The organism is Paenibacillus sp. MCAF9, assembly GCF_052114265.1.
Taxonomy (GTDB): domain Bacteria; phylum Bacillota; class Bacilli; order Paenibacillales; family Paenibacillaceae; genus Pristimantibacillus.
This window is the reverse complement of sequence record NZ_JBFREL010000056.1, coordinates 1-12,047: the sequence shown is the minus strand read 5'-3', so window position 1 is coordinate 12,047 and position 12,047 is coordinate 1. Positions and strand designations below refer to the sequence as shown.

The following is a 12,047-nucleotide window of genomic DNA, read 5'->3' as shown; positions in this document are numbered from 1 at the left end:
ACAGCGACAACTGGAACGCTTGCCACAAATGCAACAACAGCAACGGTAACAGGCTTATCGGCAGCGACAGGTTATGATTTCCGCCTAGTTGTAACAGGCGGAGCAAATGCTGGCGACTCTAACGTAGTAACGGTGACGACAAACCCGATCGCACTTACAGACTTCGCGAGTGCAAGCAAAACGGGAACAAGCGCAACGTTCACTTGGAGCGCAGCAACGGGCGCAACAAACATTAAAGTTGAGCAATCACCAACAGATGCAAATACGTGGACAACAGCGACAACTGGAACACTTGCGACAAATGCAACAACAGCAACGGTAACAGGTTTGTCCGCCGCAACGGGATATGACTTCCGTCTAGTTGTAACAGGTGGAGCGAATGCTGGCGACTCGAACGTAGTAACGGTAACAACTTATTCAATTGAACCTTCACAGCCAAATCCGCCAAAAACGGACGAAACCGATGTTGAAGTGCTGGTGAACGGTAAAATTGAATACGCAGGTAAAGCGACTACAGAAATTGTGAATAACCAAAAGGTCACAACCATTATCGTGGATCCGAATAAGCTTAAGAACAGATTGGAGTCTGAGGATCAGCATGCTGTCATTACGATTCCGTTAAAAGGCAGCTCAGATGTTTATGCTTCACAGATAAATGGGCAAATCATTTCTGATTTGGAACAGAAGCAAGCTACATTAGTCCTTCAACATGATCAATTTACGTATACAATACCTGCTTCACAGATCAGCATTGATGCACTGACTAAGCTTTTTGGAAAAAAATTAAATCTTCAAGACCTCAAGCTCGAGATAGAGATTGCCAAGCCATTAGCAGATACCATAAAAATGGTGGAAAGTGCAGCAGTTAAAGGCCAGTTTGAGATGGTTGTTCCACCGCTTAATTTTACAGTGCGAGCTTCGTATGATGGAAAAACGATTGAAGTTTCTAAATTCGATGCGTATGTAGAAAGAATGATAGCTATTCCAAATGGCATTGATTCTAACCGAATAACGACAGGGATCGTGGTCGAACCAAATGGATCAGTTCGTCATGTTCCAACTAAACTTGTCGTTAAGAATGACAAGTATTATGCCGTAGTGAACAGCTTAACGAACAGCACGTACACCATTGTCTGGCATCCACTTGCATTTAAGGATGTAGAGCGGCATTGGGCAAAAGAAGCTGTGAATGATATGGGTTCACGAATGGTAATAACAGGTGTCGGCAATGAAATGTTTAATCCAAATAAATCGATTACTCGTGCGGAGTTTGCTGCTATTATCGTTCGGGGATTAGGTTTGAAATTGGAGACAAGTTCATCGTCATTCTCGGATGTGAACAAAAATGAATGGTATAGCAGCTATATTCAAACCGCATTTTCAAATGGTCTTATTAATGGATATGAAGATGGAACCTTCCGTCCTATGAACAAAATAACGAGAGAGCAAGCCATGGCGATCATTGCAAAAGCAATGAAAATCACCGGCTTGAAACCTAGTCTTGCAGCAAGTGAAGCTGGAGAATTGCTGCTTCCTTATAAAGATGCGAATGCCGCATCCGAGTGGGCGAAGAGCAGCATCCTCGATTGCTTGCAAGTGGAGATCTTTTCAGGCAGAAGCAGCACTGTGCTTGCTCCAAAAAATGAAATCACGAGAGCAGAAGTGGCTGTGATCATCCAAAGACTTCTTAAAAAATCTAATTTGATTTAAAAGACTAAATACTAAAGGGTTATCTTACAAAGGTGAATACACCAATGTGAGATAACCCTTTTTTAAATTATTTTCATATAGCTGAATCCATAAACAGAGCCGAGCGCCATTATAATGGTCCATACGGCAAGGCTGACTGCCATCCATTGAATGACGCGTTTTCGCGAGGAGCCTAATGACAAAGCTAATAAAGCCGCGATGTCGGTGCCCACAATAAGGGGAGCCAGCAGGGCAAGTCCGGGAAGGCCGTAACGCTCCCAAATTCGCCTTGCTCGAGTCTCCTTTTTTGATATTGTGGTAATGCCCTTTTTCAATTTCCGATTCGTATTCCACTTCGAAAATTGTTTGAAAAACAGGCCCAGAAGCAGTACCAAAAGAAAGTTGCCTGCAAAGCCGATAATGGCTACTGCTACTGGCGATAATCCTGCTACGATGCCAAGCGGTACGACTAGAAATACATCCAACCACGGCGCTGCTGCGAGTAAAAATAAAACAATATATGGCCATATCCCATCCGTTTGCTGAATCCATTCAATCATAATGTTCCTCCAGTTATTATTTAATTAGCTGAGGAAATGGTTTCGCCTTGAGTCGGCTTCATCGCATTTTCCCAAGTCACATTGATGGATCGAGAAGTGAATAGATCGGGTCCGTCTGATAGCTGAAAATGCAAATGGGGCTCACTGCTGTTGCCTGAATTGCCGGTCAGACCGATGACGTCGCCTTTTTTGACCTTGTCTCCTGGCTTAACTGTTGCAGAGCCTTTCCTCAGATGTGCCAGATGGCTGTATTCTCCACCGTGATCAATGACGACATTATTCCCAGCAGGTTGATTCGGATTCATTACCCCAACAGGCGCATTATCTATAATATCATTCACTACCGATATGACTGTACCGTCCGCTGGAGCAATGATTTCTTTCTCGAAGGCATAATAGCTTTCATTTTTGAGCGGGTCACCTTTATAGGAAAAATGATCCTTTGTTTGGATAAAATCATAGGCGTACCGCTGAATCTCTAGTTCATAATGATAATTCACAAGAACATTCTCACCGCCCCAAAATACAAACCAGTCGCCTTCAAAAGGTAAAGCATATTTATTTTTGCTCAGCTTCGAATCGGTTTCAGGTGAGGAAGTTAGTTCCTGAACTTGAATTGATGTAATGACTCCGTCAGAATCAAACATTCCAAGAAGCCCCTTATTCCCCTCGTCACTCACCCATATGCGCCGGTCGTAACCATTAAGCTGTATAGTAGAGGATTTCTCGAAGCTATGGATACCATTCGTAAACTCCTCACCCGTCTTTTCAAAATCTGCTTCGCTTACCGCATCTTTTAAAGGCTGATTAAAACGGGCATAAATTTCCTTATACTTGCCGTCCAGCAGTGCCTTTGGCAGGTCGTCTGGCCTAAGTAATTGGTTCGTCGTCTCAGTGGGGTTCATTGTTTGCACAGCTCCTGTGTTGGTGGTCACTGCTGAATTTCCTCCGCTGCAAGCGGCTAGAAGTATAGCTAGTGAACCTGCGGCTAATGCCGATTTTGCAGTCATTGCTGTACCATATATATATTTCGTTGCTCCTTTTTTCATTTTCATCGCCTCCCGATAGTACCATTGTAGCAGCAGAGTCTTAGCTCTTATGAAACCCATCATTAACGCACTCTTAACTTTAAGAAGGGTGAATGGAGACGAATTAAGCTTCCCTTAAGATTAGAATGATTTAAAGTGAAAAAAATCATGCTATGATGATATAAACATCAGTTGGCGGAAGGAGCTGGCACGAATGAACCATGCATCGATTTTGCTCGTTGATGATGAGCAAGCGCTACTGGAGCTTTTGCAGACGGTATTGCGCAAGGAAGGCTACATGAATATTGATACCGTGCAATCGGGTGAAGAAGCCATTGAAGCTTGTGAAGCTAAAAAATACGATTTAATTGTACTGGATGTGATGCTGCCAGGGCGCAGCGGAATTGAAATATGTCCTTTTATCCGTCAAACGACGAACGCGCCAATTTTATTTCTAACCGCGAGAACATCGGATTTCGACAAGCTGACAGGGTTTGCGATTGGCGGAGATGACTACATTACCAAACCATTTAATCCGCTGGAAGTGGTAGCCCGCATAAGGGCGCAGCTGCGGCGGTACTTTAGTTCGTCAACGGATACGGATGCCTTAAAAAATACCTCAGAAGATTCTCACAATCGAAAATCTAACGTTTTTGATTACGGCCGGTTTAAATTAGATGAGACAGCAGGTGAACTATTTATTGAAGGACAGGCTGTTTCATGTCCTGCGCTTGTGTTTCAGCTGCTGCTTTTTCTATGCAAAAACCCTAATCGAATATTCAGTAAAAGCGAGCTGTATGAGAAGGTTTGGGGTGAAGAAGCCTTCAGTGATGACAATACGGTCATGGTCCATATTCATCGGATAAGAGAAAGAATTGAAGCTGATCCGTCTAACCCAAAATTTATCGTTAACGTCAGAGGTATGGGCTACAAACTAGTTAAAGCGGATCAGCAGGAGCTTACTATGCCATGAATATTAAGCGACAACTAACACTAAAGTTCGTTCTTCAACTCGCAATAGCAGGAATGATCGTTCTTCTCATAGCTGCGCTAACCTTTTATTGGATGCTGCAGCGGTTTAGCGAGATTAACATTACACGTGATTTTGCCAGTGTAGGGTTAGAACAGATGGTAGAATCCTCAAAGCTTGGCAAGAACGGCATTACGTTTGCACCCAGCTTGCTGAGACAGGTGAAGAAAAACAATGGCTGGCTGCAAAGCCTAGATGAGAATGGAAAAGTTGCAAGTGCTTATAATACGCCCAAAGATGTTCCTAACCAATACGGACCAGGTGAATTAGTGGAACACTGGATGGGGAAGAGCGCATTTCCTTACCAGATTGCGCTATGGATACAGCAGAAGGATGGGAAGAAATTCACAATGGTCTATGGGGCTCCAAAAGTAATAGAGCCTATTTTGGAACAATTAAATGAAGTGGAATTCATTGTGTCTGATAAGAAATTAGTCCTTCCAGATGCCTTATCAGGAAAAATAAGATCGGCTCATGCTTTTGTTCAACTGATCGATTCGGCAGGCATGGAATTGGTCTCCTATAACAAGCCCGATGCGGTGCCTTCCCTATACTCCGTTCCGGAACTTTCGCTTCGCACATTGTATGGTGAAAGATACGGTTACCGGATAGCAACCTCGCATGATGCGGAAACTGGAAACACCTGGCTTGTCGGAGAGCCGAATACTGTAGCGGGAGACTCGGGCAAAAAGAAGTGGATACCGGAGGAAGCACAGGTAGTCATTATTGGGTCCATTTTCTTGTTTATCTCCTTACTGGTCTTGTTCGTACTCCTCTCATTATGGCAAGCCCATCGTTTTGGCGCCCCGATGCTGCACATGCTTGTATGGCTCGATTCAATAGGGAAAACCGTGTATGAAGAACCTGTTGATCGTAGAGGTCTTCATCGAAGCCGAACTTCAGCAGGGAAATGGCGGCGAAGGTATCGTGTTTTTGCTGATGTGATGGTTTCTATTGAAAAGCTATCCAATGCCTTGAAGAGAGAGCAAGCGATGCGGGAGCAAACGGAAAGCCTGAGAGAAGAATGGATTGCTGGCGTTACCCATGATTTGAAGACGCCGTTATCCTCTATAACTGGTTATGCCCATTTATTAGCGGAGCCGGCATATGATTGGTCTCAGGAGGAGGTACGTAAATTTTCTGCGACGATGCTGGAAAAATCGGCTCATATGGATATGTTGATCAGCGATCTTGCTATGACTTACCGATTGAGGTCGGGAATTCTTCCTCCTGAGACGATGAAGGTTGAACTGAACGCCTGGCTTTATGAAGCGCTTCAGCAGGCTGCGGCCGATCCTGCTTATGGAAAACAGCGCATTGTATTTCATGCTGCGCAAGATGATGTTTGGGTCCAATTATATACACCTTGGCTTGAGAGGGTAGTTAATAATTTAACTGCTAATTCGCTGCTTCATAACCCGCCTGATACCGTTTTGACGGTATCGCTTCTGGCGACTGAAGAAGGTGGCGGAATTACGATAAAATTCACCGATGATGGCGATGGTATGGATGAAGTTACATTAAATCGGCTTTTTGAGCGTTATTATCGCGGCACGGATACCGCATCCACCACCAACGGTTCTGGACTTGGCATGGCTATATCGAAGGGACTGATTGAAGCTATGGGTGGCAGGATTACGGTGAAAACAACACCGGGTGAAGGGACGACGATTTTGTTAATATGGAGCTGACAACATCGACTTTCATCGAACAAACAACAGTTAAAGAACCGCTGTAAAATTAGTAAATAAATGAAAAAAAACGCTAGATCATGATATATTGATGATCTAGTGTTTTTTTTAATCTACAAAAGAATGAAAAATGTAAAGAAAACATATTCTTGTCAATCGAGATTATTTGCCAGGGAGGGGTAAGAATGCAGCAACAGGAAAAAGAAATACAGGAGCTTAAAGAACGATTAGTTAACGTTGAGGAAAAACTTCAACGTAAATCGAATTCTTCTAACGCTCTTAAGTTTGTACTGTGGTTCATCCTGATATTCGTCGTTCTACTGATCGCAATTGGCGTATTTCAATTTATTGGCTCTTCTTCATCCTAATTTAAAATAATATTCTAACGAATAAAGCGGCGGTCAATGACGTTACTATACGTCTTGCCCGCCGCTTTAAGTTGTACTTAGGCTTTTTTAGTTTGAAGCCGTTTAAGTTCTTCATCCACACGAGCTTTGCGCTGCTCGAGCTGCTGATCGGAACCATATGCGCCAGCATGTAAGCTGTTGTATGAACCTTTTGTAAGCTCACGTTGTGCTTCTAATTCCATCACCTTCTGTTCAATCCGATCGAACCCTTGTGAAGCGGAGCTTCCATGAAGGGAGTTGGAATAGCCGGTAGAGGTTGCAGTTGTCTGCTGCACGCGAGTAATGAGCTCAGCGCGTTTTCCTTGCAGCCGTGTTTTCTCTTCTTTCAATGCCTCAATGCGATAACCGAGGTCAAGTACCGCTTGCTTTGCTAGCTGCTGCAGTCTTGCCGTTTCTTCAGCTTGTTCTAGATACAGCAGCTTCGCTTCAAGCGCCGTACGTGCTTCTGCTTCACGTTCCTCAACTGCCGCTTGCTCTGCTTTACCCTCGTAATAGCTTACTTGACCGTTGAATTCACTTAGTTTAGATTGCAGCATACGATCCTGTGCTTGCTGCTGTGCCAACGCATGCTCAGTTTTGGCAATTTCCTCATCCAAATCTCTCAAATAATGATTAAGCATCATGACCGGATTTTCCATCTTGTCCAACATTTCATTTGCTGCTGCCTTTGTCATACTAACTACTCGTTGTAAAATTCCCATTGATAATCTCTCCTTAAAATTTTATGTTTGGTTTTATTTTCATTTTCATTCGTTTATTTGATCTAATAGTGATCGGCAAATCGAAAGTCGTTGTTAATTGCTTTTGGGATAAAGAGGGTAGCTATAAAATATGCGAGTATAACCGTTCCGAAGCTGAAGAACGCCGCAATGACAACTAACAATCTAACAATAGTGGAATCAATGCCGAGCCATTGTCCGATGCCTCCGCATAGACCTGTCAGCTTGCTGTCTGTCGTTGATCGAAATAATTTTTTCATATACAGTCATCCTTTCGTGTAGCTCATCTATGTCCTTATTGTAGTCTCTGGAAGATTGTTTCGTAACGGTCCTCGGGCCATTTCGGTGCTAGGCTTTAGGCGGGGACTGTCTGCGACGGGCGACGGGGCTGCGGCTATTCTTATAGCAGTTATAGGCTGTTCTTTATTGGAAATTACAATTGGGATTGGGTGGTGGTCTCAGTTGTAGATGTAAATCCATAAAAAAATCTGCCCGAGAGTCAGTAGACCTTTGGGCAGCTTTATCGGGATGATCACGTTGTTGTTAAACCAGAGAATTATGGTTGTGGGTTACATGTTCATTCCGTAGCTAATCTGTAGAAGCTTTGCTTCTTTAATGGAGCAGCTTAGAAATTCTATTCCTGCAGGCAAACCCTCTGCTGTGTAATCAGTCGGAACCGTAATTGCTGGCTGAGAATCCTGAATAAGGACTTAGTTGGTTATTGTTTACCGCCTTCTTGAGCGAGAGAGGCTGCTAAATTCCTTTACTCTATTCAACCAATCTACTATTATAAATTTAGATTTGAGAGATAATAATTAGTATAAATGGGAGATGGGACCAACATGAACAGATGGTTTTATTATAAAATCGGAATTTGCTTGCTGATCGTTTTTACACTGCTCCTTCCAAGCATAGGCGCTTCGTCCTCTGTCCAAGCGAATGAGGCTAAACCTGCTGCTTCCTATTTAGCAGAGCGATGGAGCGAAAGTATCAAGGGAGGTGCAGCTGCGAATCCGGCCATCGGTGAGGACGGCACGGTGTACATCCTATCTCAGCAAGGGAAGGTTTATGCTTTTAGCTCTGCTGGCAAGCAGCTGTGGACTGCTGATGTTAGTCCTATGGATGTTACTTCTTCAGAAAGGGAAGGTCAGCTCGAAATAGGAGCAGACGGGACCCTTTATGTCGGCTCAAGAGGGAATTTATATGCATTCAACAAAGATGGCGTGAAAAAATGGGAGTATGAAACAACCTATTCAAGCTTTCAAAAGGTTGTCGTTCAACGTAACGGCTTAATCTATATTCAAGTCAGATCAAGGGAGCTGCTGCTTGCCTTGCGCACGGATGGCACGAAAGCAATGGAACGAACCAGTATTAGAAATTTGGTAAAGCACGCAGGCACTTTAGAGGATAAGGTTTTTATTACATCTTATAACCTAGATACTAAATTAGTTGAGGGTAAGCTAAGCTTAGAATCTACATCTTATGCTGAGGAATTAAATGCTAGCGGCTCATCGCGCTGGAAAGTCAATTTGTATGGATCATCTTATAATACCCCAATGACGGACAAGCAAGGCAATTTAATCGTATATTTAGAGGCTTCGAAAAAAGGAGATCAATCGGGTAGTTCACAGCTTAATCAGGACAGAAGTCCAGGTGAGGTTAAAGTGATCAGCGAGGGAGCTGTGAAACAAAGCTATTCGTTAAGTGCAAGGACTTACGCTCCTATTGTTTTTGATGATCAACAAAACGCTTATATCGTAACGAGAGATGCCGTCATTTCTAAATTTGATACGCAAGGAAAATTGATATGGAAGCTGCAAATCGACGAAGATACTAATGTAAATGGGGAGTGTCGCTGCCTACACTGAATAGCAGTATTAATGAGGTATACCAGGCTCCCCTCATCTCGGATGATGGTACGGTTTATGCACTTAGCAGTCAAGGGAAGGTAGCAGCTGTCAGCTTGGAAGGAAAGCTACAGTGGCAATACGATTTGAAGGAGCAGGTATGGGCGAGGCCTGCAATTGGACCGGATGGACGGCTTTTTGTAGGAACGAATAGCGGTTTGCTTACAGCATTTGATCCAAGCAGCGGCAAGCAGGTTCTTCATAATATGGTGGCAGCTAATCAGCGCAATACTATGCTTGGCTGGGATCGTTCCGGTAATAGATACTCAGGCTTCACAAATAATAATATGGTAAGGGATGGAAACAAACGAAGCGCTACCAGTTATCTTGAAGCATCAAATGTTTCAGATACTCGGCTTTGGTCGATATCCTTGAGCGGAGAGATCACACATTTTGAGCCAACTTTAAATGATACTGGAGACACTTTATATGTTATCACTACGGCAGATGAGTGGGTTGGTGAGAGTGCTACTATTCCTTCAGGAATAGTACAAATTCGTAGACATGGCACGCTATATGCTATTAATGCTTCATCTGGCAGCATACGCTGGAAGTATGAGCTTGGCGCGTCAGATAATACATTTTATAAACCTTTGCTGCTTCAGGATGGCACCATTGCTACAGGCAGCTCACAAGGCTCCGTAGAAGCAGTTGATAAAGACGGAAAATCGAAATGGAAGAAAAATTTGAAGGTATACGCCTATACAGGACCATTTCTAAGCCGAGAAAAGCTCGTTATATTTAAACCTGGCGAGGGTATTGGCGTGACGGAGGGAGAAGAGCTTGTCCGTTTTATTAACGTAAAAAGTTATCTCGAATCCAATAGCATTAATCAGCAGCAGACTGAATGGCTTCTTACTTTATCTGATTTAGGACGACATTCCCTTGCATCGTATGATTTAGCAGGCAAGCTGAAATGGCAGCTCCCTATTGCAGGAGAAAAGACGGCAGTAAGTAAAATTAGCAACAACTTACAAGTAGCAGTTATCGATTCAGCTGGTGAATTAACCTTCTCTGATATTGAGGTTAAACATACTTCTGGACTTTTATTTTCCGATTTGAAGCTGCACTGGGCAAAAGGAGCTGTTGAGGAACTTGCTGCAGCAGGCGTTGTTGACGGTTTTCCTGATGGAACCTATCGTCCTGCAGCTCAGGTAACGAGGGAGCAGTTTCTAGCTATGCTTGCGAAGAAATTGAAAGTCTCTTCGCAAGCAGAAAACCTGTCATTTCTTGACGTCCCCAGCACGCGCTGGTCTAGGCCTTTTATTGAAGCGGCTGTCGCACAAGGCTGGATTGATGCTTCAAGCTATGGAAATCGCTTCAAGCCGGAACAGCCGATTACAAGAGAAGAGGTAGCGGTATGGACAGCAAAAGCACTAAAGTTGATTGAAAAAAACGGACGGCTTAGCTAAGATTTCTGACAAATCATCCATACAAGCATCAAACCTTGGGCTGGTGGGCGCAATAATAGATTCCGGTATTATTACTGGCTATAAGGATGGAAGCTTCAAGCCGCTCGCGACTTTGACTCGTGCAGAGGCAGCTGCTCTACTGGCACGAATGTAACAAGTTAGAGAGAGTGTGAAAAAGGGAAACAGCTTTAGATGTGGTATTAATGTCCTAGGCTGACGTATTTGAAAAATTGAATAAGATAGTTGTGACGTAGAACGTCATAGGCTGACATCTTATAAAAAGGTAAATAAAAAAAGTGTGACGTCGAACGTCATAGTATGACATATTATAAAAAGTTGAATAAAGAAGTGTGACGTAGAACGTCCCTGGTTTTCCTCTGTACAAGAGGAGCCAAGGACGTTTTTTCATTTTGAGGAGGATGAAATATGGAATTTGCTGAAGAACATGAGAAATGGTTGAAAAAACATTTGCGTGCAAGTAAGAGAGAGCACAAGAGCAGGCTTCAGCGGGGACATGGGCATGGTGAACATTTGTTTTTGAAGCAAGTCTGGTGGCCGATGATGGGGAGTTTGGAGCATCTGCATCCGGAGTATGAAGTCGTGGATTGGCGTGGGAATCCGTTTTATATTGATTTAGTTTGGCAGCGGGAAGCGACGAGGTTCGCTTTCGAAATAAAGGGTTATGGACCTCATGTTCAGAATACCGATCGAATTCGATACCGACGGGAATTAAATCGGGAGACATTTCTGCAAGTGCTTGGATACCGCGTCGTGTCCATACCTTATGACGAGTTGGAGGAAAAGCCACAACTTATTGTGTCTTTGCTGCAGTCGCTGCTGGCTCCTTATTTGGTGACACACACACAAGAGCAAAACATGACACGCTATGAGCGTGAGTTATTGCATTATGCGTTTAGGTCGAACAAGAACATTCGCCCAGCCGATGTGATGAAAGAGTTTCATATTAATCGCCGCACAGCAGTCAAATATTTGAAAAGGCTGTGTGACGTTGGCAAGCTGCGTCCAGTTGTATCTGGAAAAGGCATTCGTATTGTCAGCTATGAGCTAATACGCTCGGCTTTTTATCCTTTTATTTAGGTACTAGGAGTGGAAGTAGGTAAGAGAGGAATTAGAAGTGAAGGCTGAATATGTGTTAACGTGTGCATTTGTAGATGCGACTTGTATGTATGTGGAGTGTGACTGGATTGTATGCGAATTGTATGTGGAGTGTGATTTAATTGCATGCAACTTTGTAGATACAGCGGGATTGAAATGGTGTATATGGATTGTGAATGTAGTGTGAGTAGGGTGTGAATTTGGATTGTGCACGTAGTGTGAGTGAAGTGTGCTTGCACGGCGCGAAAAGTTTGAATAAGTGCAAAAGTGCATCTATTTTCAATAAATGGGGTGGAAATGACGTAAATAGGTGCAAAAGTGCATCAATTTGAGCTGATTGGGGTCAAGTCCAAAGTTGTGTGTAAAATCCTCGAACAGAAAGCCTACTCATCAAGAGTAGGTTCTTGCGTTGTTTTTGGTTTTTTCTTACGCCATTCATGGTACACTGTCATTTCAATATATTTCTTGCCGACGGACCACTTTTCATC

12 protein-coding genes are annotated in these 12,047 nt (G+C 43.4%); 8 read left to right on the top strand and 4 right to left on the bottom strand.

Going from position 1 to position 12,047, the window contains the following annotated elements; all coding sequences use genetic code 11:
- On the top strand, positions 1-1,710 hold a 1,710-nt coding region (locus tag AB4Z45_RS32490), incomplete at its 5' end, for an S-layer homology domain-containing protein (protein WP_441913765.1).
- A gap of 62 nt (positions 1,711-1,772) precedes the next feature.
- Here AB4Z45_RS32490 and AB4Z45_RS32485 read toward each other — a convergent pair.
- Together AB4Z45_RS32485 and AB4Z45_RS32480 are read right to left on the bottom strand one after the other, a co-directional pair.
- Positions 1,773-2,249 carry a small multi-drug export protein gene (locus AB4Z45_RS32485; protein ID WP_441913763.1) on the bottom strand — a complete coding sequence of 159 codons (477 nt, stop codon included), beginning with the start codon at positions 2,247-2,249 and terminating at the stop codon, positions 1,773-1,775.
- A gap of 20 nt (positions 2,250-2,269) precedes the next feature.
- Entirely contained in the window at positions 2,270-3,298 is a 1,029-nt protein-coding gene (locus AB4Z45_RS32480; protein ID WP_441913761.1) for a peptidoglycan DD-metalloendopeptidase family protein, read from the bottom strand.
- Between the two features lie 193 nt (positions 3,299-3,491).
- Here AB4Z45_RS32480 and AB4Z45_RS32475 point away from each other — a divergent pair, with 193 nt between their 5' ends.
- The 3 genes from AB4Z45_RS32475 to AB4Z45_RS32465 all read left to right on the top strand — a co-directional run bounded on the left by AB4Z45_RS32475 (position 3,492) and on the right by AB4Z45_RS32465 (position 6,366).
- Positions 3,492-4,250, top strand: a complete 759-nt coding sequence (locus AB4Z45_RS32475) for a response regulator (RefSeq protein ID WP_441913759.1) — start codon at positions 3,492-3,494, stop codon at positions 4,248-4,250.
- A complete protein-coding gene (locus AB4Z45_RS32470) occupies positions 4,247-5,998 on the top strand; it encodes a sensor histidine kinase (protein WP_441913757.1) in 1,752 nt (583 codons plus the stop codon). Before AB4Z45_RS32475 ends, AB4Z45_RS32470 begins: the two co-directional genes overlap by 4 nt.
- A gap of 185 nt (positions 5,999-6,183) precedes the next feature.
- Positions 6,184-6,366, top strand: a complete 183-nt coding sequence (locus AB4Z45_RS32465; protein WP_339207419.1) for a hypothetical protein — start codon at positions 6,184-6,186, stop codon at positions 6,364-6,366.
- A 77-nt stretch (positions 6,367-6,443) separates the two neighbouring features.
- Here the strand turns inward: AB4Z45_RS32465 and AB4Z45_RS32460 are convergent, their stop codons facing one another.
- Both AB4Z45_RS32460 and AB4Z45_RS32455 read right to left on the bottom strand, forming a co-directional pair.
- Positions 6,444-7,106 (bottom strand): PspA/IM30 family protein, encoded by a 663-nt coding sequence (locus AB4Z45_RS32460; RefSeq protein ID WP_076271804.1) that lies wholly within the window; start codon positions 7,104-7,106, stop codon positions 6,444-6,446.
- Positions 7,107-7,168: 62 nt separating this feature from the next.
- Positions 7,169-7,384, bottom strand: coding sequence for a PspC domain-containing protein (locus AB4Z45_RS32455; protein ID WP_076271803.1), 216 nt, complete (start codon positions 7,382-7,384; stop codon positions 7,169-7,171).
- A 582-nt stretch (positions 7,385-7,966) separates the two neighbouring features.
- Here AB4Z45_RS32455 and AB4Z45_RS32450 point away from each other — a divergent pair.
- The 4 genes from AB4Z45_RS32450 (at position 7,967) to AB4Z45_RS32435 (ending at position 11,541) form a co-directional block, all read left to right on the top strand.
- Positions 7,967-8,992, top strand: coding sequence for an outer membrane protein assembly factor BamB family protein (locus AB4Z45_RS32450; RefSeq protein ID WP_441913754.1), 1,026 nt, complete (start codon positions 7,967-7,969; stop codon positions 8,990-8,992).
- Positions 8,974-10,443 (top strand): S-layer homology domain-containing protein, encoded by a 1,470-nt coding sequence (locus AB4Z45_RS32445; RefSeq protein ID WP_441913752.1) that lies wholly within the window; start codon positions 8,974-8,976, stop codon positions 10,441-10,443. Before AB4Z45_RS32450 ends, AB4Z45_RS32445 begins: the two co-directional genes overlap by 19 nt.
- On the top strand, positions 10,418-10,597 hold the full coding sequence (locus AB4Z45_RS32440) for an S-layer homology domain-containing protein (RefSeq protein ID WP_441913750.1): 180 nt from the start codon (positions 10,418-10,420) through the stop codon (positions 10,595-10,597). The genes AB4Z45_RS32445 and AB4Z45_RS32440 overlap by 26 nt, the downstream gene beginning before the upstream one ends.
- A 272-nt stretch (positions 10,598-10,869) precedes the next feature.
- On the top strand, positions 10,870-11,541 hold the full coding sequence (locus AB4Z45_RS32435; RefSeq protein WP_441913748.1) for a hypothetical protein: 672 nt from the start codon (positions 10,870-10,872) through the stop codon (positions 11,539-11,541).
- Positions 11,542-12,047: the final 506 nt, after the last annotated feature.